This window comes from Oceanobacillus sp. FSL W7-1281, assembly GCF_037969835.1.
Lineage (GTDB): Bacteria > Bacillota > Bacilli > Bacillales > Amphibacillaceae > Oceanobacillus > Oceanobacillus oncorhynchi.
The window spans coordinates 2,290,363-2,313,294 of sequence record NZ_CP150214.1 but is presented as its reverse complement, the minus strand read 5'-3'; the positions used below and the strand labels follow the sequence as shown (position 1 = coordinate 2,313,294).

The 22,932-nt window shown below is 38.7% G+C and carries 22 protein-coding genes and 1 pseudogene; 10 read left to right on the top strand and 13 right to left on the bottom strand.

Going from position 1 to position 22,932, the window contains the following annotated elements; translation table 11 throughout:
* Positions 1–73 precede the first annotated feature (73 nt).
* The 3 genes and pseudogenes from MKX55_RS11490 to MKX55_RS11480 all read right to left on the bottom strand — a co-directional run bounded on the left by MKX55_RS11490 (position 74) and on the right by MKX55_RS11480 (position 3,412).
* Positions 74–553, bottom strand: a complete 480-nt coding sequence (locus MKX55_RS11490; protein ID WP_339238294.1) for a PaaI family thioesterase — start codon at positions 551–553, stop codon at positions 74–76.
* Between the two features lie 201 nt (positions 554–754).
* Positions 755–2,095 carry a hypothetical protein gene (locus tag MKX55_RS11485; RefSeq protein WP_339238292.1) on the bottom strand — a complete coding sequence of 447 codons (1,341 nt, stop codon included), beginning with the start codon at positions 2,093–2,095 and terminating at the stop codon, positions 755–757.
* Positions 2,096–2,254: 159 nt separating this feature from the next.
* A pseudogene (locus tag MKX55_RS11480) lies at positions 2,255–3,412 on the bottom strand (MFS transporter).
* A gap of 457 nt (positions 3,413–3,869) precedes the next feature.
* Between MKX55_RS11480 and MKX55_RS11475 the strand changes: the two are divergent.
* Entirely contained in the window at positions 3,870–4,223 is a 354-nt protein-coding gene (locus MKX55_RS11475; protein ID WP_339238290.1) for a winged helix-turn-helix transcriptional regulator, read from the top strand.
* 284 nt (positions 4,224–4,507) lie between these two features.
* On the opposite strand, the gene MKX55_RS11470 is transcribed toward MKX55_RS11475, so the two are convergent.
* Entirely contained in the window at positions 4,508–5,938 is a 1,431-nt protein-coding gene (locus MKX55_RS11470; RefSeq protein ID WP_339238288.1) for an MFS transporter, read from the bottom strand.
* Positions 5,939–6,093: 155 nt separating this feature from the next.
* Here MKX55_RS11470 and MKX55_RS11465 point away from each other — a divergent pair, with 155 nt between their 5' ends.
* Together MKX55_RS11465 and MKX55_RS11460 are read left to right on the top strand one after the other, a co-directional pair.
* Entirely contained in the window at positions 6,094–6,960 is an 867-nt protein-coding gene (locus MKX55_RS11465; protein WP_339238286.1) for a LysR family transcriptional regulator, read from the top strand.
* An 89-nt stretch (positions 6,961–7,049) separates the two neighbouring features.
* On the top strand, positions 7,050–7,490 hold the full coding sequence (locus MKX55_RS11460; protein WP_339238284.1) for a PH domain-containing protein: 441 nt from the start codon (positions 7,050–7,052) through the stop codon (positions 7,488–7,490).
* Positions 7,491–7,547: 57 nt separating this feature from the next.
* Here the strand turns inward: MKX55_RS11460 and MKX55_RS11455 are convergent, their stop codons facing one another.
* The gene (locus MKX55_RS11455; protein ID WP_339238283.1) at positions 7,548–8,732 is read right to left on the bottom strand and encodes an MFS transporter; all 1,185 of its coding nucleotides are present in this window, start codon (positions 8,730–8,732) and stop codon (positions 7,548–7,550) included.
* 99 nt (positions 8,733–8,831) lie between these two features.
* On the opposite strand from MKX55_RS11455, the gene MKX55_RS11450 reads away from it, so the two are divergent.
* A complete protein-coding gene (locus MKX55_RS11450) occupies positions 8,832–9,701 on the top strand; it encodes a LysR family transcriptional regulator (RefSeq protein ID WP_339238281.1) in 870 nt (289 codons plus the stop codon).
* A gap of 130 nt (positions 9,702–9,831) precedes the next feature.
* Here MKX55_RS11450 and MKX55_RS11445 read toward each other — a convergent pair whose 3' ends face one another.
* Positions 9,832–10,248 carry an Lrp/AsnC family transcriptional regulator gene (locus tag MKX55_RS11445; RefSeq protein WP_175297061.1) on the bottom strand — a complete coding sequence of 139 codons (417 nt, stop codon included), beginning with the start codon at positions 10,246–10,248 and terminating at the stop codon, positions 9,832–9,834.
* Between the two features lie 116 nt (positions 10,249–10,364).
* Here MKX55_RS11445 and MKX55_RS11440 point away from each other — a divergent pair, with 116 nt between their 5' ends.
* Complete coding sequence (locus MKX55_RS11440) at positions 10,365–11,417, top strand: alkene reductase (protein ID WP_339238279.1); 1,053 nt, start codon at positions 10,365–10,367, stop codon at positions 11,415–11,417.
* 161 nt (positions 11,418–11,578) lie between these two features.
* Here MKX55_RS11440 and MKX55_RS11435 read toward each other — a convergent pair whose 3' ends face one another.
* The 5 genes from MKX55_RS11435 to MKX55_RS11415 form a co-directional block, all read right to left on the bottom strand.
* Positions 11,579–12,370 (bottom strand): uroporphyrinogen-III synthase, encoded by a 792-nt coding sequence (locus tag MKX55_RS11435; protein WP_339238277.1) that lies wholly within the window; start codon positions 12,368–12,370, stop codon positions 11,579–11,581.
* A 101-nt stretch (positions 12,371–12,471) separates the two neighbouring features.
* Positions 12,472–12,876, bottom strand: coding sequence for a hypothetical protein (locus tag MKX55_RS11430; protein ID WP_339238276.1), 405 nt, complete (start codon positions 12,874–12,876; stop codon positions 12,472–12,474).
* Between the two features lie 2 nt (positions 12,877–12,878).
* Positions 12,879–14,165: a Y-family DNA polymerase gene (locus MKX55_RS11425; RefSeq protein WP_339238515.1), complete on the bottom strand. Its 1,287-nt coding sequence runs from the start codon at positions 14,163–14,165 to the stop codon at positions 12,879–12,881.
* Positions 14,166–14,451: 286 nt separating this feature from the next.
* Positions 14,452–14,847, bottom strand: coding sequence for a nucleoside deaminase (locus tag MKX55_RS11420; RefSeq protein ID WP_339238275.1), 396 nt, complete (start codon positions 14,845–14,847; stop codon positions 14,452–14,454).
* 36 nt (positions 14,848–14,883) lie between these two features.
* On the bottom strand, positions 14,884–15,474 hold the full coding sequence (locus tag MKX55_RS11415) for an ankyrin repeat domain-containing protein (protein ID WP_339238274.1): 591 nt from the start codon (positions 15,472–15,474) through the stop codon (positions 14,884–14,886).
* A gap of 249 nt (positions 15,475–15,723) precedes the next feature.
* Here MKX55_RS11415 and MKX55_RS11410 point away from each other — a divergent pair, with 249 nt between their 5' ends.
* On the top strand, positions 15,724–16,599 hold the full coding sequence (locus MKX55_RS11410) for a LysR family transcriptional regulator (RefSeq protein WP_339238272.1): 876 nt from the start codon (positions 15,724–15,726) through the stop codon (positions 16,597–16,599).
* A gap of 287 nt (positions 16,600–16,886) precedes the next feature.
* Here the strand turns inward: MKX55_RS11410 and MKX55_RS11405 are convergent, their stop codons facing one another.
* Positions 16,887–18,428, bottom strand: coding sequence for a multicopper oxidase (locus MKX55_RS11405; protein ID WP_339238270.1), 1,542 nt, complete (start codon positions 18,426–18,428; stop codon positions 16,887–16,889).
* Between the two features lie 470 nt (positions 18,429–18,898).
* Here MKX55_RS11405 and MKX55_RS11400 point away from each other — a divergent pair, with 470 nt between their 5' ends.
* Together MKX55_RS11400 and MKX55_RS11395 are read left to right on the top strand one after the other, a co-directional pair.
* Positions 18,899–19,675 carry a hypothetical protein gene (locus MKX55_RS11400; RefSeq protein WP_256706262.1) on the top strand — a complete coding sequence of 259 codons (777 nt, stop codon included), beginning with the start codon at positions 18,899–18,901 and terminating at the stop codon, positions 19,673–19,675.
* Positions 19,672–20,544: a DUF3307 domain-containing protein gene (locus MKX55_RS11395; RefSeq protein ID WP_339238267.1), complete on the top strand. Its 873-nt coding sequence runs from the start codon at positions 19,672–19,674 to the stop codon at positions 20,542–20,544. The genes MKX55_RS11400 and MKX55_RS11395 overlap by 4 nt, the downstream gene beginning before the upstream one ends.
* Positions 20,545–20,642: 98 nt before the next feature.
* Here the strand turns inward: MKX55_RS11395 and MKX55_RS11390 are convergent, their stop codons facing one another.
* Complete coding sequence (locus MKX55_RS11390; protein ID WP_339238265.1) at positions 20,643–21,581, bottom strand: NADP-dependent oxidoreductase; 939 nt, start codon at positions 21,579–21,581, stop codon at positions 20,643–20,645.
* Between the two features lie 270 nt (positions 21,582–21,851).
* On the opposite strand from MKX55_RS11390, the gene MKX55_RS11385 reads away from it, so the two are divergent.
* Positions 21,852–22,232: a hypothetical protein gene (locus MKX55_RS11385; protein WP_339238263.1), complete on the top strand. Its 381-nt coding sequence runs from the start codon at positions 21,852–21,854 to the stop codon at positions 22,230–22,232.
* Positions 22,233–22,248: 16 nt separating this feature from the next.
* A complete protein-coding gene (locus MKX55_RS11380; RefSeq protein ID WP_339238261.1) occupies positions 22,249–22,863 on the top strand; it encodes a PadR family transcriptional regulator in 615 nt (204 codons plus the stop codon).
* The last annotated feature ends 69 nt before the right edge of the window (positions 22,864–22,932 follow it).

Below are 22,932 nucleotides of genomic sequence, written 5' to 3'. Positions count from 1 at the left end.
GGTATTTGGGATTTTGCTAACTTCCATTATGTTAACTTAACACACTTTACTGCATGATATTCGAAACAAATTTCTATTTTAAAAACGTACTCGGCATAACGACAAGAACGACCTCTCCACGTGCGCAGAGAGCATCATCTGCAAAGATTTCTGTATGGACCTTCCATCTTTTGGGATGGATTTCTTCCACTGTTCCAACCGCCTTTAGCGGCGTATCTTGTGGAGTTGGCTGCAGGAATTCCACATGGAGGTCTGCCGTGACAAATCTGGGCGGTATCGAACCATCACCAATTTCATTCCCATTTTTGCGGTGTAAAGCAAGTGCAGCGGATCCGGACCCGTGACAGTCCATTAACGAAGCTATCAACCCGCCGTAAACAAAACCCGGGATTCCCATGTACTTTGAATCAGGCGTAAAAAAGGTAATTGTCTTATCTCCCTGCCATCCAGTCCGCAGGTGGTGACCATCTTTATTTAATCGGCCGCATCCGTAGCACCAGGAAAAATCATCGGGATAAATATCTTGTATTGCGTTTTCTATCTTTTCTTCCACACTGTCTCCTCCTTCAACTTTATAAATCTCAATAAATCAGATGGAATATAAGCTAGTAATCTGTCATGTTGTACTATCAATATATACAAGTTCTTCCTGGTGTGCAATAATATTCTGATAAATAAATAGAAAGAACCTATTTTGAAAAAATAATCAAAACAAGTTCTTTCTATATGAATAACCATCAAGCTATTCTGTTCGTTAAAGCTCCTTTTCTTTGACTTCCCCGGTTTCTTTATCTACCAGATACCAGCCTATGGTGTTCGTCATCTGCTCTTCCCCTTCTTCTCCTGAAAATACAAATGCTTGAACAGTATAATAGCCTTCTTCGTCCTCGTCATCTTGTACCATGGCTTTCACATCTTCCCGGTTAGTGTCGCTATGCTCATCTACATAGTCAAACACGTTTGTTGTCGCATCCTCTTCCGTTATTTCGGTATTTTCCTCCTGTTCATTTGCGTTTGAAGTATCTTCGGATTGGTTATCATCCTCTTCTGCTGTGCCATTATTGTCACCTGCTTCATTCAATAAAGGGTAGGTGGAAATAACTTGATCCGTTTCATTTACCAGCCGGAGCTCCTCAACCTGAAAATCAAGCGCAGTTAGTTGAAGAACCTGTTCAAAATCTTCACGTTCTTGTTGAGTCGGTTCTGCATCATCATTGATATGGTATGTCACAACCGCTTGATCCCCATCAATCCTTGCTTCTTCGACTTCCAGGCCTTCGTAGATTCCGGAGTGATAAGACCCGTTGTCGTTCGTTGTGGTTGCCATCGCTTCAATTGTCTGGTCAAAATCAAATAACTCGCCATCCTCCGCAGCGATTTCTTCTTCCGCTACAGCCCCGCTGATATACGTGTGCTCCCCCCGCTCTGTTTCTTCTGGAGACATAACATAGTATCCGCGATTCGGCTCTTGCTCGATTTCGACCGGTTCTTCCCAATGATTTTCGGCAAAAGTAAGTCCTCTCTCTCCATCCTGATTAAAAAGGTTAAATTCATCCAAGCCATACCGAAAGCCAATCTCATTCAGTGCTTCCCAAAACATCGCCGATTCCGTGGATGCCATACTTAAATCATCATCTTCATTATAGTATAAGTTTACTGCTGTTCCGTCGACCTCAAAATTGGTCGTAGCAGAAAATAGATCACGTTGCGAAGGATCACTTTCCATTAATGATTGATGTATACGCTCCTCACGTGTCATTTCATCCGCTGTCCGCGTGAAGTAAAGCAATAAATCCGTGCCATCCAGCCACTCAGCGTGAATCAGGTAATCACCGGAGACCTGTTCTTCTGTATAGTCCTGCTCTTCTGCTTCGTTATCGGAATGGTTGTTTTCCTCCTCGTTTTCCGCCGGATTCTCATCAGATGCAGCATCCTCCTCAGGTTTGTTTGAATCTGTCTCATTTCCATCTTCTTCTGAATCTGCCTCATTATTTGACGGTGTTTCCTCTTCAGAATCTGTTTCATTTGTATTATTGCATGCCGCCAATACGAAAATAAATAAAAACAGTCCTAAAACAACGCCTATTTTTTTCAAAATAATCCCTCCAAAATAATGGCTTCGTTATTTAAAACTATTCCCGGGATTTAAAAAATAAAACGATGTTTGCTTTCTGATGTTGGATGAGACATATAAATGTAAGCAGAGTTCAACAATTTGTTTTAGAAGAATTTCACAAATGACTTTATTTCCTTGCTAAGCATTTACAGTAAATTTATCCCTTCGAATAAACGGAAGCAATGTAGTCAATCCAATAATCCCCAGGATAACGCCAACCCATAAAGGAGAAGTGACTCCAAACCTGGCATCAATCGTTAATCCGCCAACAGATGAACCGATCATTAGTCCAAGATTAATCATAGAGTTATTTACTGTGGCTACCAGCGTTCCTGTATTTGAAACACTTAAAACCCGTTTCGCCATCGCAGGATTTAAAGACACTCCGGTTAAACCGATGATAATAACTGCGGCAACAGCGATGACAGGAATTTCCACAAAGGATCCAAACAGAATCAGTGCAGCTGTCAGAATAACTAGCCCAACCGTCATGACAGGCATCATATGCAAATCTGCTAATCTGCCGACAATAATATTACCAATAACCGTTGCTGCACCATAGACTCCTAGAATAAAAGGAACAACACCACCGCTAAATCCTGTGACTTCAGTCAGGATTGGCGTAAAATAGCTGAATGCCGCAAAGGTAGCACCGATAATAAATACATTCGTCGTATAGGCAGCCCATAACCAACCGTTTTTAAAGGAACTGATTTCTTTTTTGACACTGATACTTTCTTTTTGCTGTGATTCAAAGGATGGAATCAGGAACTGTACGAATATAGCTGCGATAAATACTAAGACAACAACCGCCCAGAAGCTGGCACGCCAGCCTTAATACAAATTAAACACCATCGCAAATGGGACTCCGGCAGCAGTTGCAATCATTAATCCGCCTAATACGACAGAAGCAGCCCGTGCTCGTAAATGAGCGGGGACAAGCTGGTAAGCAAGCGACATTGCTGTTCCAAACGTTGCGGAAGAAGCTATCCCTTGTACGACACGCGCCGCCATCATCACTTCATAATTGGGAGAAACGGCAGCAATGGTCTGTCCAATCAGAAAGACAAGTGTTAAAGTCATTAATCCTTTCTTTAACGGAACCTTTAGTAAAGCAATGGTTAGAACCGGTCCACCTGCAATCATGCCTGCTGCGTATGCTGAAATAAGGTAACCGATGGCTGCAATTGATACGCCAAATTCTTCGGATAAAGATGGCATAATTCCAGCCACCATAAATTCTGATGTTGTTTGTGAAAATATAAGAAAACCTAATATAAAAACTGCAAAAGGCAATTGTATTCACTCCAAATTTATATTTTTATCTCCGGTACAGTACAAAATAAGTGTTACATTATGATGTTCCGTACAAATTCATGTATATCGTCCAAATTTTTTTGTTTAATTTCTTCCGTACCTCTTTCTACTTCCGGCTTCCACCAGTAACAAATGCAATTTTATTCTTAAATGGTAATGTCATTGATTTATCCCCCTCTGCTTACTGACTGTTGACATCTTTCATTATGGCGAGCAGGATTTCACTTGAAAAGTAGACATATTTTTCATACTCAGTATGGTAAAGGGTACAATTAAAGCCCCATCTGAAGTTCAGCTTTATAATTTTTTATCCATATCTACAAACTTAGCATTCTGTAAGGCAAATTGATTACTTTTCTTTATTTTCTCTGGTATGGTTAACATACTTCGTATGAAATAGTGACTGACAGCTTTTACTATAAGGAGGAAAGTTCTTTTGGACGATTTATCAAAATACGGAATTGTAACTGCGCTTCAAGCAATTGGCGGTAAATGGAAACCGCATATCTTATTCATCCTTTTAGAAAAGGGCACAAAACGCTTCGGAGAATTACGACGCCTCATGCCTGAAATAACGCAGGGGGTACTTACACAGCAGCTTCGGGAGTTAGAAAAAGACGGACTGGTTCATCGTGTTGTCTACCAGGAAATTCCGCCAAGAGTAGAATATTCTTTATCAGCACATGGAAAATCATTGGAGCCTATTTTAAGAGATATGTGTGCATGGGGTTTTACGCATGAGGAATTTATGGAGAAAAATAAAAATGCTTTAGAGATTTGCAGTAAATAATTGAGATGCAGGTTTGGAGAGTGAATTTTAAAATATAAAAACAGACCACTTGTTATCTTTTAATAAATGATACAAATGATCTGTTTTTCTTCTTACTTCAGTTTTCAAATGTTAAGCATAAAATATACCATGGTTATCCTTTACTTAAATTAAAACTAAATGTTAATCAAGCAGATAAATGATAGCCGTCAATTCCAAATAGCAATAAAGAAGTACATATTAAAGAATAGTGCTTTTTAACAAAATCCTCCCATTTATCTGTTTTATAGTATTAAAACAATAAATCAGCTTCCTTCCGCCCGCTCTTTTGCCATTTTCCAAAGCAGAATTGCGGAAACTAATGAGGCAATAAGATTGTAAAACATCGCACTGACGAAAGCAGAAGCATATAGACCGCTGTCTCCCCCATCAGCATCAGCAACAACACTCCCAAAAAATATGCTTACTGCTGCCAGGCCGATAGCTGCGCCAACCTGCTGTAAAGTAGAAATAATCCCTGAGGCCATGCCTGCTTTGCTTTCTTCTACAAACCCTAATACCAGATTTAAGAGCGGTGTCATGACTAATCCTTGGCCAATCCCTACAAAAACAAGTGCTGTAATTAAATGAACAGCTACCAAATCGCCTCCTGCAGTCCATACTTGCCAGATTAACACAGCAAAGGAAAAGGTATAAAAGACAGCGCCCCAAAAGATCGTCATCGTTCCAAAACGTTCTACCAGGCGGGGCGCTGCTATCGAAGCAGCAGTAAATCCGATACTGCAGGGCACAAAAAGAACCCCGGCGGAAAGCGGACTTAAACCCAGCCCTGTTTGTACTAATAACGCATAGCACAAGAAAAACACGGACGAAGTAGAATATATCAGCAAGACAAGACTGCCGCCCATGGCAAACCGGGATTGGCGTAAAAGCATGGTATCTACCAGCGGCTGCCTTTTAGTAAGGCGCCGGCTCTCCTGATGCCGCCAAAAACCAAATAGTATCCATGCTGCCCCAGCAAGGGATAAGAAACTCCATATCGTCCAGCCATGATTCTGTGATTCAATAAGCGGGACAAGAAATAAAATCAGTCCAAGACTGACAATAACTACTCCGCCCCAATCCAGCAGTGGACGCTCCGGAGCATGCGATTCCGGGATGAACCGCGCCATAAGAATGGAGAAAATGCCGATTGGAATGTTGATTAAAAAAATCATCCGCCAGCCGAGTCCTCCAAAATCGGCTTCTACAATAAAACCGCCTAGCACTTGCCCCGCAATGGCAGCAAGGCCTAATACCATGCCGAGCAAACTGAAAGCAATTCCTCTTTCCCTGCCTGAAAAATTGACCTGAATGGAAGAATAGATTTGCGGCTGCATCATCGCAGCAGTCAGGCCTTGAAGTACTCTGGCGATGATTAGCATATCTGGATTAATTGCCAGCCCGCATAATGCAGATGTAATAGTAAAGCCAAACATCCCCACGATAAACAGACGCCTGCGCCCAAAACGGTCCCCGAGCCTGCCTCCAGTAATCAAAAGCACGCCAAAACCAAGTTCGTAACCAGCAACGATAAAAGCGATTTGTGAAAAGCTTGCCCCCAGATCTCCTTGTATACTCGGAATTGCCACATTCACTATAAAAAGATCAAGAATGGTCATAAAACCGGCTAACAAAAGAATAAATAACCCTAATAATGTAGCCGGCTGTGATAATGTTGGATATCTTTCTTTCAATCTAAAGCCCTCTCTTTCATTTTTAAGTTTTTCTGCTCTCCCCCTTTCCAACAGAACATGATTTGATTATACTAATACATAACAGTTTAATAAAACGAATCTTTTTAAATGAATGATTTAATAATATTAAACCATTCATCAAGGAGGACAAATAGATGGAATTACGTCATTTAATCACGTTTAAAACAATCGTGGAAAAAGGCGGATTTAAACGGGCAGCGGAATATCTGGATTATTCACAATCATCGGTGACGGTACACGTGAAGGAGCTGGAGAAGGAATTAAAAAAACCTTTATTCGACCGTATTGGCAGAAAAGTATTTCTGACAAACTACGGAACCCAATTTCACCCATATGCTGTTAAAATCGTTGATTTATACAATGAAGCAGCGGAAACCATGAATATGAATGATGCGCCAAAGGGCAGTCTTGTTATCGGAGTTACAGAAATCTTCTCACAATACAGGATTCCGTCCATTCTGATGGAGTACAAAAAAAGATACCCCGATGTGTCGTTATCTTTACGTTCTCTTGAAAATAAGGAGATTTCTGCCGCGCTTAAGAACGGACAAATTGATATGGCCTTTGTTTTGGAAAGAAATGTCTGGTTTGATAAAGAGCTGACGATTGAAAAAATAAAGGATGAATCGACTGTTCTGGTATGGCCTGTCTGCCCAGAAGATAGTGAAAATACGATTCTCTCCACCGAAGAAAGCTGCAGTTATAAAAGCATGCTGGAAGCATATATACAGGAAGAACAAATCGAGGCAAAAAATACATTAAACTTTTCCAGTTTGGAAGCAATTAAGCAATGCGTGCTTTCCGGACTCGGTTTTTCCATCCTGCCCTATTTCGCGGTAGAAAAGGAACTTGCTTCCGAACAAATTCTAGGTGAATTTATTTCATTAAACCATACAGGAAATGCTACGTTTATTGTGAACCATAAAAACAAACAGCTCTCCCCTGCTATGCAAGCAATGATTTCATTGATGAAAGAGCAGAGTCTTCATTGGGGTGAATGAAATAAAGAGAAAAACCCCTTATAATGGTTGGATAGAAACAATAAGAAAATATATTTGGAAAACAACTGCAAGAAAGGTGGGAACGCGCCATGATTTTTCGTTCAAAAGTAGACGGTTTTTTCGTAACGATTATGTCCATTGTGGTTTTATTAATAGGTGCCGTAACGCTCTTACCTCCACTCATTGATAAAGAGGCATCCATGGGCATCGTCATAATAATGACTGCTATCTTTATTATTTTAGCAGGAGCCTTGTTATGGATGTCTTTTTCGATCAAGTATATTTTTTATGACAATTATCTGTTAGTAAAAGGCGGACCATTCAAGAGTAAAATCGCTTATCAAAGTATAAGGAAAATTTCGCCGACAAAAGATATCTTTACTGGTTATCGCATTCTATCTGCCAGGAATGGACTTGAATTATTTTACGATTCAGCCATCCTTGGCAGTGTAAAGATTTCACCAAAGAATAGAAGAGAATTTATCACGGAATTAAAAAAACGATGTCCTCATGTAACTATTCAGGAATAAACCTTTATTCAAGGAAAAGAACCCCAACTTGTCAGAGAATCGTTGGGGTTCTTTTATCTATTCATTCATTTCATAAATACCTTGCCCGTTTTTGTTTAAGTAGAAAGAACACCGGATGAAAATAAACGCGATAATTACAAATAATCCGGCAATCCAGCTTAAATGGACGATATTTATATACTGAATAATAAGACCGCCCAGCGCAGAACCTAACATCATTCCCACATTCATTAATGCAGTATTAAAACTCAGTACGGTTTCAGATGATTGCGGCTTTAAAGATACTAAATAAAATTGCTTTGCCGGCGTGGTTGTCCATGTTGCTATTCCCCAAACTGCCAACGTGATAAATACGCCTGTCATGGTATATTGTGTCAATGCCAAAACAAATAACGCAATAATGTGGATACATAAGCTAAGCGATATGGTTCGATCAGGCCCCCATTTATCTACCGCGTATCCTCCAAAACGGGAGCCGATAAAAGCAAAAGCTCCTAAAACAAATAAAGCGATACTTGTCATCTCTATGGAAAAGCCAGCTGTATTACTTAACAATGGAGCAATATAGGCAAAGACCATTGTATACCCTAAAATCCAAAAAATGGTCGTCAATAACCCCGTAAGCACCCGTTTATCTTTGATAATCAGCAATTGCTGTTTAAACGGCAGCGGCTGGTTTCCTTCAATAGCCGGCAATAATTTATACAGTCCTGCTAATAACAATACCGTACCAAGTGCAATAATCAGGAAAATATACCGCCAATCTACATATCCTGCTAAAAATGTTCCTAAGGGTACCCCAAGTACTAAGGAGATAGTAAAACCCGTAAGCACTGTTGCCATGGCGCTTCCCTTTTTTTCAGGTGCTGCAATTTGAGCAGCATAATTGGTAGCTACTACAATAAATAATCCTCCGCTCATTGCCTGGATAACTCTGGACAGCATAAGAACGATAAAATGATAGCTGAAAAACGCAACCAGATTTCCTAGAATAACCATAACGATGGCGTATAAAAGGACCTTCTTACGGTCAAATTTAGAGGTTAAGATAACCAATACCAAAGCGCCAACAGCATAAGATAAGGAATAAATCGTAATCAATTGTCCGGCAGTTGAAATAGAAATATCCAAATCAAAAGAAATCAGTTCCAATAATCCTGAAACCACAAACTCCCCTGTTCCTGTTACAAAAGCTCCTAAGGCCAAAAGAATAATTGTAAATTGGTTTATATTGTTTTTCATTTTGTATCCTCTCCCTTATTTAGACATTGAATTTATTGTAAATCCCGTGTTAACATAAGTAAAATTGATATTTTTAATAAGGGAGATGAGTAATTACTCATGAGCATTGTTCGTTTTGAAATTATTGCGACCGTATTTGAATTGGGAAGCTTTACCGCTGCCGCTGAAAAATTAAATATGACACAATCGGCAGTAAGTCATGCAGTTGCCAGTTTGGAATCTGAATGGGATGTTTCTTTATTCATTCGTGACCGCAGAAAAGGAATAACCCTGACGGAAGTAGGACAAAAAGTGCTCCCTCATATCCGGGAAGTATTGAAGAGAATGGAAAGTATTCACCAAGAAATCGCTCTGGCAACTAACTTAGAGACTGGTATCATTCGCATTGGTACATTTGCAAGTGCTTCTTCCTGCTTATTGCCAAAGCTGCTTGCCAAATTCCAGAAAAAACATCCGAAAATAGAATTTAAATTTTACGAAGGCACCTACGAAGAAATTACAGAGTGGTTGAGCTCTGGAGTGATTGATATTGGATTTGTTGTAAAAGGAGAAGCTAATCCAAATTTCGATTTTGTCCCTCTTATCAAAGATGATATGGTGGTTGCCTATCATCCGGCACATCGATTTCAATCCGGGGATACAGTGGATATGGCTGAATTAGCGAAAGAATCTTTTATTATGCCCACGGGGATGTATCAATCCCATGTAGAAGCATTGTTTGAAGAAGCACAAATAAAACCTTCTATTCGTTTTGAAGTGCATGACTGTACAACGATTGCGAATATGGTGCAGGAAGGCCTGGGGGTCACGGTTGGTCCTGAGCTGTTTTTAAAGACGCAGCAAAACATAAAGGTCAGTAATTTAACGATTCGAAACAGCCGTGAAGTAGCACTTGCCTGCCAATCTATTGCGGAAGCGTCACCGGCTGTAAAGGAATTTCTTCATATTGCAAAAGATGTTTCCTATTGAGATGCATGTAAAACATGATATGTGACGTGGGAAAAATGAATCCGTAAAGATGGAAGCTGACATTACTTAAAATATTAAAAACCTGATGATTTTATTTGAAATCGCCAGGTTTTTTGATGCGTTTCTATTTTTAGTCATTACTAACAGGATGATTTCCCAGAACAGATAGTATATTTGAAAAAGCAAAATGTGTGGTATCCTTAGAGATTTGCTCCAGCTCCTCCATTTCTTCACAAACAACTTCTGCCATGTAATTATACTCTCCGCCAATTCTCCATAAATCTATTATATTACTATTCTCCTTACAGTAATTCATTAACTTTTCACAGCTTTTGGTCTTAAATAAAACGAAGCCATGGATTCCTTTATTGAGCTCTTTATTATTTACCTCAACCGTATAACGCTTTATTACATAATCTTCTAACCTTTCTATCCTTGTTTTCACAGCAGGAGATGACATATTTATTTGCTTGCCGATTTCTGTATAGGTAAGTCTGGCATTTCTTTTTAATAAATCTAATATTTGATGATCGATATGATCCAACATCCTTTTCACCAGCTTTCCAATTACTTTAAAATTTAAAGTTTTCCATAGCATATACTTTAATCATTCCATTGTAAACAATTCAGTACCGAATTAAAATTTGATATGAGGTGATAAATATGACGTGTTCTATCTTCTCCAAGTATAAAATCGGAAACTTAACATTAGATAATAGAATTGTAATGGCGCCAATGACAAGAGGATTTGCTGATAACGAAACAGGTGAAGTGAATTACTTGATTGCAGACTACTATGGAAAACGGGCAAGGTACGGGGCAGGATTAATCATTACGGAAGGTGTCGCCATCAACAAACTGGCCAAAGGAACCTATGGGATACCAGGGATATATACGCATCGTCAAATCTTAAGCTGGAAAAAAGTCACGCGGGAAGTTCATCAATATAAAACAAAAATCTTTGCTCAGCTCTGGCATGTTGGCAGAGTAAGTCATCCGGAAATTCTAAAAGGGAATGCTCCTGTTGCGCCCTCTCCTATCGGTGCCAACGGACATGTGCATCGTTTGAGGAAACCTTTCCAAGCTCCCAGAGCTTTAAATAATATGGAAATTTATCAAATAATAGCTGATTACAAGGATGCAGCAAAAAATGCGATGGAAGCCGGATTTGACGGAGTTGAGATACATGCTGCGCATGGTTACCTGATCGATCAATTTATCAATGAGAAAACAAATGACCGTCAGGATGAGTTCGGAGGTTCCTTACAAAATAGACTGCGATTTTTAGATTTAATTATTAAAGAAGTAAAGAAGGTTGTTCCTAAAAATAGAATCAGCATTCGAATTTCTGAAAAAAAAGATGATGATAAGGATTATGTATGGGAGCATCCAGAAGAAATGGTATGCGCTATAACAGGGATTCTTTCCAAGCATCAACTAAAAATTGTCCATCCATCGGTAGAAAACTACGGTGATATGCTTCAACATAATCAAAAATCGCTTCATGAATTATTCAGGCAATACTGGGATAAAACGCTTATTGCTGTTGGAAATATAGCACCTGAAAAAGGGGCGTCCATTATTGGAGGTAATCAGGCAGACTTGGTAGCATTCGGACAATTATTTATAGCTAATCCAGATCTGGTCGTTCGTCTGAAAGGGAATCAGGAGATTTTTCCCTATCAGACAAAAAATCTGCATACATGTTTAATTTAAGCAGTATATCAAGTAGGATAAGCACTCCTTTATCTCGTTTCTAGTTAAAAGGAGTGCTTTAAAATAAACAGTACTTAAAGAAGCGCAAAAGCCTATTTAAAACGAATGGTTTTCGAAATAGAATGCCATCAAAATATTCGAAGCTTTTTTCACTATATATTCTATGAGAACTGTTTATTTAGTTCTACAACCATCGCTCCCATTTTAGGTTTCTTCGGCTGAAATACTTTCTCAATGCCATTCTTCTCTAATTCAGCCGCAGTCACCTTTCCTATCGCTGCTGCTAAAATTCCTTGATTAAAGGCTTCCGCCAATTTCTCCTTATCCTCCTTCATAAATAAATTTCGCACCTGTGTTTTACTGGTAAAAACAACAACATCTACATTTTGAGAGGTAATGGTTTCTTTTAGTATCGATAAAATCTGTTGGTCTGGTTCTTTATAAGAATAGGGTTTAGATAAATAAACATCATAACCCAGCTGCTCCAGACTTCTTTTTAAATATACGTCATCCTCATTATATGTCTGCAAATAAATTTGTTTTCCTTCATTCTCTTTTGCAGGAGGTAATGATTCAATCAAGTTCTCCATTGTTCCATCTGCAGAAAGAATGCCTGGTGTCAGTTGATGCTGTTTCAGCCACTTTGTTGTTTTGCTGCCGCGGATGGCAAGTGTCGAATTTTTTAGTTTATCTATGAAGCTATGATGGATATTGAGTTTCTGTGCGGATTGTTCTAACGTTTCTGCTCCTATTCCAGTAGTTAGTATGACAAAGTCAAATGTGTTTTCTACAAGCTTTTTTACATCCTGCTGACAAATCGAATCATTCAGCTGATACTCTCCTTGAATCGGTAATTGAATTGTGTTTCCGCCATGTTTACTGATTAGTGTATCAATTGCTTTTGCCTGACGAGATGCAGCAACAGCAACTTTTTTCCCTTTAAGTCCGTCCATATATTTCTCCTTTTCCTATAGCTTTAGTATTCATTCTTTTATTTATTATATTACAAATATTCCAGTGATTCAGCAAATGATTTCAAAAAATAACTTCTTAATCATTTTCTTTTATCATACCAGTCAAGTGTGTTCATAAACTCCACATTTCTTATTTCCTCTATGGAACAATTCGTCACCCGCCCATCTTTTAAAAATAGATGAATCTGACCTTCTCCATATCCAGATACTTTACATTCCAAGTCCTTATAATAATTCCCGTTTCGCATCACATTCGCTTGAATCAAAACAGGAGAATTCGTTACAAAAGCTTGGTTCAACACGTTTGCAATTGCTTCCTCGGTCATCTCTTCTTTTGCTTTCACTTCGATTAGATGATCATTCATTTCTTCTTTTTTGAGCGCTTCTGAATGGTCGCTTAACATCATTCCTAACCATTTCATAATTCCTCTGTCTTTATACCCGAACTGTTCAGGTGTAACTCGTGTAATCGATATTTTTTCCACGTTCACTCTTCCTTTCCAGACCGATGACCGCCAAGCAATTTCGCACGGTATCTCGCCATTCCGTTTTTAAGCAGACTAGAAGCATGCAGCAGGGAAGTATAACCATGTTTTCTTCTCACAAAATCAATCGTTTTATCCAGTTCTTCGTTTTCTATTGTTTCTTCTGCTGATTCAAATAAATTCAGTTGCAATGATTGTTTTATTTGAAGTTTTCCAAAAGTAACATTAATCACTCTTACGGGCATATTGTCTTTATAATGTTTATGAAAGATAAACAGCATGTGCGCTTTTAATTTTTTGGATGAATCCGTTGCTTCAATCTTTATCTGATGGCTAAACCCGCCTAGTACCGTATCTCTCGAATATCCAATGGTCAGCTTGACAACACCTGTCATGAGCCGGTGCTTCCTTAACCTTGCCACATTCTCATCCGTCATTTCCCGAATAACCGTTTCAATATCGTGTTTAACCGAATAATCTCTGTTTAGTATCTGATTTCTGCTGAAGGAGGTACTTTCCGGTGTGTACGTGTCCGATAACACGGTTCGATCTATTCCATGTGCATGAAAATAGAGCTGTTGACCAATCACACCGAACTTTTCTTTTAATTTGGCAATATCATATTGAGCCAAATCATACATATTTCGAATCCCTATCCGATTTAGATTGGCTTCCGTTTTTTGTCCTATCCCCCAAAAATCAATTAAGGCTTCTATCTTCCATAATTTATATGGAACGTCTTCATAACGCCATTCCCCAATAAAGCCTCGTTGTTCGTCATGCTTTGCCTGATGATCGAGTGCCAATTTTGCTAAAAGCGGATTATCCCCTATTCCCACAGTTAACACTAATCCCAACTCTCTCCATACATCACGTTGTATTTTCCTCGCTATGTCATGCGTACTGCCAAAAAGTTTATGTGATTTCGTTACGTCGAGGAACGATTCGTCAATAGAATAAACAAGTAAATCCTCTTTCGCTACATAACGCTTAAAAATACGTAATATCTCCATATTCTTTTGTAAATACACTGCCATACGAGGCTCCACGATATCTATATTTGCTTTCTGCGGGATTTCATAAATCCTTGTTCCTGTTTTCACGCCATACTCTTTTTTTACTAAAGGAGAAGCGGCTAACACCAAACCGCCTTGATTATCCGGCTTGGATACAACTGCAATCCGGGATTTTAAAGGATGCTGCTTACGTTCGGCAGCTTCTACGCTTGCGAAAAAAGATTTGACATCTATACATATAATGTCCCGCCGAGGTTCCTTCGAATAATCCATCATGATAATGTTTTTCATCATACTCTCTCCTAATACGAATAGGTGTTTGTATACTCATTATACGAACGTATATTCCTATGGTCAACATAAATCCGTTTAAATAGTAGTGTTAATATATGGAAAGCTGAGATGAATAAAAAAACCCTTTGCGAAATGTTATCGCAAAGGGCCTTCCGTAGTGAATTATCCTGTTATTCCATTTCGATTTTGCGGTCATCTTTGTTCCAGTTAAGGCTAATATTATCTTTTTTACACCTGGAGATTCTGCTTCAGCTGAATTATTTAGTCATTCTTTTAAATGAATCATGTGAATATCCCTTTCATCATGTGATAAGGAAAGCTGATTGTATATATAGTCTTGATCAGGGTTGCTGGGGTTAGAAAAATACACGGTATCTATTTGCGTATAATAAATCGTACTTAAACACATTGGACATGGCTCTGTACTGGCATATATCTCACACCCTTTAAGGTTCGTTGTATTTAACGTTTGACAGGCTTTACGAACAGCTTGAATTTCCGCATGCGTAGTCGGATCGTTCGTTGCTGTTACTTCATTCACACCAGCACCAACTACTTTTCCATCTTTGACAACCACTGCCCCGAATGGAGCGCCTTGATGCTTTTGTTCATTTTCATTTGCTAATGTGACTGCTTGTTTCATCCATTCTCTTTTTGACATGTTACTCCGCCCCCTTGCGATGTTTCGTTTTACCAATTATGCTTCCGATTCTTTCAAAATACGTTCAATTTCTTTAAAACCAAGACGCTCTGCATGCTCTAAAGGAGTAATGCCATCTTTATCACCAATATGAACGTCAGCACCATGGTCTATTAATAGCTTGACTATCTTTTGATGGTTTTCCCCGCCATTTCCTAAAATAACCGCTTCCAATAATGCAGTCCATTGTAAATTGTTTATATGGTTTACGTCTGTGTCAGAGTTCATTAAAAGCTCCTCTACCACATCAACATGTCCGCGTTCTGAAGCAGGAATAAGCGCCGTTCCGCCAAACCGGTTTGTTAATGATGTATCTGCTCCAGCTCCAACAGCAAGCTTTACGATTTCAAGAAATCCTTCAGCTCCAGCATATAGAAGCACATTATCCTGGTTGCTATTGCGGATATTTATATCTGCTCCTTGTTCGATAAGCGCCTTGACAGTATCTGTATGATATTTTTGCGTCGCAGCCATTACTGCGGTTACACCGTGTTCATCTGTTGCATCAATATCTGCTCCAGCTTCTATTAATTTTAAAACCGTTTCTGTATTTCCTTCTTCTGCTGCTGAAATTAACTTTTGTTCCAAATTGATTTCCTCCTTCTTTTCTTTCTGTGTTGAAAAATCTTCCCCTGTTTTGGCAGCTGCACTGCGTTAAAAATATTTCAGCTTTATCATAACCTTTGCCCCGATATAAATATGTTATCATGGGGATAGTTATATGAAAAATATTAATTTAATTACATTTACTTATTTTTTTCATATACAAAATGAAACTTCATTATAAGGAGAGTTTTACAGACGGTTCTCCGCAATAAAATAGAAAGGATGTTTACGATGGATATTAGGCAGCTCCGCTATTTTATTGCCATTGTAGAAGAAAGGAAAATTTCTGCCGCCGCTAAAAGACTTCATATGTCCCAACCGCCCTTAAGCCAACAATTAAAAGCTATGGAAGAAGAACTCGGTGCCACATTAGTCGAAAGAAGCGGTAAATTTTTAGAAATGACAGAAGCAGGGAAAGCTCTGTATACAAATGCGCTGCAAATAACTCAATGGATGGAAGAAACCGAAACAGAGGTAAAAGAGGTCGGCAAAGGGGTAAATGGAAAACTCACTATTGGTGTTAACACATTTTCCGTTAGCGAATTGCCACATACACTTGAACAATTTCAAAAGGAATTCCCAAAAATCACATATAAAATCCAACAAAATGAATCCTCCCATCTTTGCCAATTAGTCAGGGGCAGAATTGTCGAACTGGCAATTATCCGGATGCCGTTAGATTTGGACGATTTTTCTGTTCTCCATCTCTATAACGATCCTTTTTATTTCATTACGTCTGAGGAGCAGACATCATTTGATAAAGAAGTATCACTTGCTGAAATCCAGCATTATCCTCTCCTGTTTCCAAGTACAGAGGGATTAGGTGTGCACTATTTGATTTTAGAGGCATTTTCTCGATTTAAACTGCACCCTAATAAGATTGGGGAGTGCTCTGACATTAGCCTTTTAATGGACCTAGTTGCGTCTGGCTTCGCCGCATCTATTGTTCCGGAAACTCTACTGAAACGATATCGCGGGTATCCTGTAAATGCTTATCGGATATCAAGTGCGATAGAGTTAAATGGACCAGTCGGGTTGATATGGCTCAAAGATCACAGTTTGTCCAAATCTGCTCAAAATTTTATAGAGTTGCTCCAAAAAGGATAAATTCCCCACTTCCGCAGCATTTTATATAGGTTTGGTTCATACTTTTCTGTTTGATTTTGTTTAGCAGCCTTTTATATCCCCTATGGAATATATCTAAGTTTTATACACAGCTTTATTTTAAATTTTGCATATAGTTCTATAAAAACACCTTCTAAAAGCCGTTAATTTTATATGGCTTTTAGAAGGTGTTTTTAGTTTTTATACTGGAGATGATTATATAGATAATTCATGCTCTTTCTATTACACGTTCTGCTCCCCTTTAACTCAAGTCCTTTTCATAGATATAATTAAAACTTTTCTTCATCATCTACCACCATATAAGGCCGCATCATATCATAATCCTCATGCTCTAAAATATGACAGTGCCACACAAACTCTCCGCTATATGGAGCGAATTTAGCGATGACTCTGGTAATGGTTGCAGCACGAACCTCGATGGTATCTTTCCAGCCGCGGTGATTTGCTGCGGGGGCCTCAGGCGGTCCGGTAAATATGATTTTGCCATCTTGATTATATTGCTCCAGATCGAAAGGCTGATGCTCCAGCACTTGAAATTGAACAAGATGAATGTGAATTGGATGAGAGAAGTTGGTTGTGTTTGTAAAAGCCCAAATCTCTGTTGTCCCTAGCTGCGGATTTTCCGTGATTGGATCATGCCAGTGCTTGTTGTTGAGAAGTAATAAAGGTCGATCAAATTCATCAGCAGATCCAACTAATTTTAAATAACGAATACCAGAAATATCATTTTGCTTTAATGAAGGAATAACAGATAAAGTTTGTGGCAAATGGCTTCTATCTTTATTTTTCAATGACTTTGTAACACGGAACTGCATGATATCTCCAGTGTCATCGTTTGGATCAGCGTCTGGTCCTAAGTCATTTTTTAATAGAATGGACTGACCAGCTGCTTTTGAAAAATCAATAATGACATCGATTCGTTCTGCCGGCTGAAAACCGATTTTTTCGATTTCAACGGGATGCCTGAGCAGCCCGCCGTCCGAACCGATTTGTTGAAAGTTTATATTAGAATCAAGCTGTAACTGGTAGGACCTTGTATTGGAAGCATTTAAAATCCGGAACCGATATTTTCTTGGTTCCACCTCTAAGAACGGCCATGCCTTTCCATTAACGATTATTGTATCTCCATTGTATGCAGGCAGAATAGACGGATTTGGCAGGTTTTTTGCTGCATCATCAGGCTGTGATGGGTAAAATAAGGAACCATCTGCGTTCAAGCTTCGGTCTGTAATCATAAGCGGAATTTCATAGTCCCCAGCAGGCAAGTTCAATGATTTCTCGTGCTCATCCCGAAGAATATACATCCCTGCCAGCCCTGCATATACATTCAGCCGCGTAATTCCCATAGCGTGATCATGATACCAAAGCAGGCTTCCGCGCTGATGATTCGGATACGTAAATGTTTCTCTTGAAAAAACAGGTCCGGTTTCTTGGAAGTTATTTGTGTACCATGCTTCCGGATGTCCATCGCTGTCAGCTTTTGTTTCGATGCCGTGTAAATGTACAACAGTACGTACGGTGGGGAGCTGTTCAAGGCCATGAATCGATACATCAACTGGAAGCAGATGCTTATTCGGCAATTGGTTAAGCCATGCCACGTGAACCGGTTCATCCCGATTTGCCTCAATCATCGGGCCGGGAAACTGACCGTTATACCCCCATAAAGTGGTTGCTGGTAAATCACGATGCAGCTTACGCTTGAATTGCTTCATCGTGATTTCATAGTGAACCCCGTCCCCTGTTTTTTTATCAGGCTTTAAAGGCTGTAGATTAGGAAGCGGATCCACAAATTTTTCTAGCTTACGGCGCATTCGTATTCACCCCATTTCTTTATAATGCGTGTTCAAAAAGTACGATAAATAGGACCAAGAAATTCAAGGCGATGAGATTTTTACGAACGGAGCGTATGTTTTGAATACGTGAGTATTGGAAAAATCCTGTCAACGCAGAAATTCGCTGTGGCATTTTTATTGGACTTTTTAAACATCCTTTCGTAATAGTAAATGTGACTAGAAGCAAAAAAGTGCAAAACTGATGTACACGTATACGAAAGTAATTAGGGTGATACAAAATGCGTCATTTATGAAAAAATGACTTGGATAAGCTTTACATGATTTGTTTATTGTTTGATGTGTCATGGTATGCTTTTTTATATTTCAAATTATATTAGACTAAATCATCTAACTTCCACAAAGTTTGACTATTTCATCTAACTTTTGATATATTCGATGATATAACCAAACTATTCTCTGAGATGAATAAGAAAGGAGCTGTTTTATTCATGTCAACGGAAGTTTCCATCTTCATTATGGATATAAGTAATTCGTCAAAAGAAAATATCGGGAAGGCATTAAGTGATTACCTGGGACAATTAAAAGAAAGTATTTCTCTATGGACCAAAAATACAGCTGGAACACAAATCAGTCACCGCGCCGGAGATGAATTGGTACTTGTGAGCAACGGCTATGCAACAGCATATACTCTTGCTTTTTATATCAGCCGCATCTGGAAATTTACTGATCATCCGCCTTATTTTGGCCTGTCATTCGGAACGATTAAAGAGGATGTAAGGGATATAAATATAGAGACATGGATTCATCCATTGATGAAACAAGCAAGGAACGCTAATAATCATCTGAAAAAACAGCCGGATAGATTGCTGTTTCGTTTTGCGTTGCCTGCTTCATCAAATGAACAAGACTTCACGGTTTTTAGCAAGCAGTTCGAAATCTTGATTAATACGAATTTAATGCTGAAGCAGGGACAAATCAACGAACAAACTGACATACAATCTCTCGTCTGTTCGTTATATCTCATACTCGGTCAACAAAAAAAGGTAAGCGAACACCTTAAAAGAACAACAGCTACCATATCCCACCATATGAAACAGGGCAAAACGCAAATCATCTTGCATGCTTTTGATAATATTGTAAAGGTGCTGGATTCATTAGGTGCACAAGATAACCATCGTCTAACAGATAAGCTGCAAACAAATATTAACCATCATATCATCACACATCTATCTGATTATTTCCCTGAGGAAAGGAGATTATCATGACAGTATTATTGCTTGTTCTCGCACATTTGATTGCTGATTTTTGGCTGCAATCTGACCAGATGGTGAAACATAAAATCAAGCATTTAAAAAAACACATCCTTCACCACCTGCTGACAACAGGTATTGTACTTGCGGTAATATGGGGCTATCAATATGAGTTTCAGCATATCATTTCCTATTTTATTTCACCTTTAGCTTTTATTATAATCACACACCTTTTGATTGATTTATTAAAAATAAAATTTGTAGATTCCCTTCCCAAAAGCCCGACGGATAATATGAAGAAACTCGGATATTTTCTAGCAGATCAGGTCTTACACGTTATGATGATACTCCTGACCTGTTTCCTATTCTTTCATATGACAATTGCAGAGATGACAGCAAGTCTTTTAAACCTGAATGGGACAAGCAGTTTAACTCTGCTCAACACAGCATTATTTTTTGTCATCATTTATATTTGGGCGACAAGTGTCAGCGGGCATATTGTAAAATTTATCATTGGTTCATTACCATCCGAATTTGCTAATTTTGAAGGTGAACTGACGTTGAAAAACCAAATAGCTGCCGGAAAGGAAAAAATCCAACCGAGCACAGACAATCGTTTTACAGAGGAATATCATTATTTCACTTACTCTACCCCGCTTCGTTCGCGCGGCAAGCTTATCGGCTATCTGGAAAGATTGCTGGTGATACTATTAACAGCAGCAGGCGCATATCAGTCGATTGCATTTATCATTGCCGCCAAGTCGATTGCCCGATTTAAGCAGTTAAACGACCGGAACTGGGCGGAATATTTCTTGTTGGGTACGCTGTCTTCTATTTTTCTAGGGTTGGTGCTTGGACTTGTTGTACAAGGAGTTCTTATGTAAGCGATAAGGACTGTCACTAGATTGCCCCCTTTCCTCCAGCAAAAAAATCAGGCTGCTGAATATTGCTCAACAGCCTGATTTTTGGTGAATCACCGTACTTACTTAATTTGAATCACAATCTTTCCTTTCGCATGATGGGTTTCGCTCAATCGATGCGCTTCCTTCAATCCGTTCTCGATAAGCGGGAAAGTATGTCCAATATACGGTTTTAATTTCCCATCCTCCATCAGCTTCCCTAATTCAGACAGTTCTCCTCCATCTGGTTCAAGCCATAAGAATCCTGCCTTGACTCCTTTTTGTTTGGCTAACTTTTCATCTGGCTGTCCTGCAATGGAAACGAGCCGTCCGCCTTCCTTTAATACATGGAAGCTTTTATTCAGGATTTCACCGCCCAGCGTATCCACGACAATATCATAATCTTGAAGAACATCTTCAAAGTCTTCCTCTTTATAATTAATGAATTGATCGACACCTAATTCTTTTAAAAACGTCTCATTTTTACCGCTGGCAGTCGAAGCTACATAGGCACCGAAGCTTTTAGCAATCTGAATGGCCATGCTGCCAACACCGCCGGAACCGGCATGAATCAACACTCTATCGCCTTTTTTTATTTCAGAGAAGTTCACAAGACATTGCCAGGCAGTAAGACCTGCAAGCGGAACTGCTGCCGCTTCTTCAAAGCTGATATTTTTTGGCTTCATCGCCAGCAGTTTTTCATCAACCGCTGTATAGGCAGCATACGTGCCATTTGGTGTAAGGGCCGGTCTAGCAAATATCTCGTCACCCACTTGAAAAGAGGTTACATTTTTACCGACTTGTTTGATGACACCTGCCGCGTCCCATCCTAAAATAATTGGAAATTCAAAAGGCACCCCTTCCTGCAGGTAACCTTCACGCAGCTTCCAGTCAATCGGATTAATGGACGTAGCGTGCATTTCTACTAATACCTGGTTATCTTTTATTTCTGGTACGGGAATATCGTCTTTTTCCTTTAGCTGATTTGCATCGCCGTATTGTTCGATAATAATTGCTTTCATAATTATAACCTCCAGCGCATATTTTTCTGTTGCATTTTTAATAGTATCAAACGACTTTCTTTTTAACAATTAACAGCAATTCACTTGATAATCCCATACTTGAGGAAGATTGGAAATTATTATATTATCTATTCTCTCTTGATCTTTTACTCCAGTTAATTCATTTCATTATTATTTAAAAAATGCTGACAATGGTTATAATTAATGTTACTATTAGTAATATTACTAATAGTAATGTCAGCTTTAAAAGCTGACCAAGGAGGAACTGTGATGTTTTCTTTTTCATTCCTAGGCGCGTTTATTTTTGGGTTCATTGCACTTTTTACGCTGCTGGTAACTTTAGGGTTGCCATTAGGTGAATTTACTTTAGGAGGTAAATTCAGGATCTTACCTATAAAAATGCGAATAATAAGCGGAATCTCGCTGGTCATCCAAATGATTGCAATTATAACGATACTTGACGTTGGCGGGATAATTATAATAGATTTCCCTTTTTCTATCGAAAGAGGATTATGTATTTTCTTTGGATTTTATTTATTATTGAATACAGGGATGAACATCATATCTTCCAGCAAAAAGGAAAAGTATGTTATGACCCCTTTGTCTTTCTTGTCATCTATGTGTTTTTTTATTACAGCATTTTTTAACTAAAGGAGAATGGATTACGATGGATACTATTATTTTAGGCTTTCTGATGATTCGAAGTTCAACGATTTATGAATTAAGGCAATCTATCAAACAAACCTTATCTAATGTCAGCAGCGACAGCACAGGCAGTATTCAAGCAGGAATCAAAAAATTATTGAAAAAGGAATGGATTACTTTTGAAGAACACATAGAGGGGAGTGTAAACAAAAAAACATATTATATTACAGAAGCTGGAGTAAAACATTTTAGAGAAAATATATCAACTCCTATGTTATACAAGGAAAAAAATATGGAATTAAGTAAATTTTTCTTTCAAGGGTTCGCAGATCATTCAGAGCACGAAGCGTTTATCAACAGCTATCTGGAAGAATTAGAAAAAGAATTACATCGCTTGGAAGCTATTAACATAACGATTGATCAGAGAAATAATTTCAGCCGTGACTATATAAATAATTTAAAAGAAGCTGGCGGTGCAACAGAATTTATGACGGAAGAGGGAGTAAAATCAATTGCCTATTTCCAATATGCAACGCTGGATTTAGGTATAGAGAAAATTAAATTTGAAATCGACTGGTTTAGGAATTTTCAATCAAAATTAAAGGCAGAAAGGATGGAGAATGACAAGGGACAATAAAGCGGAACATTATTCCATTGTATGGCGATAATTATTATTCAATAAAAAGCTTCCCTTCCCCGCTTTTCT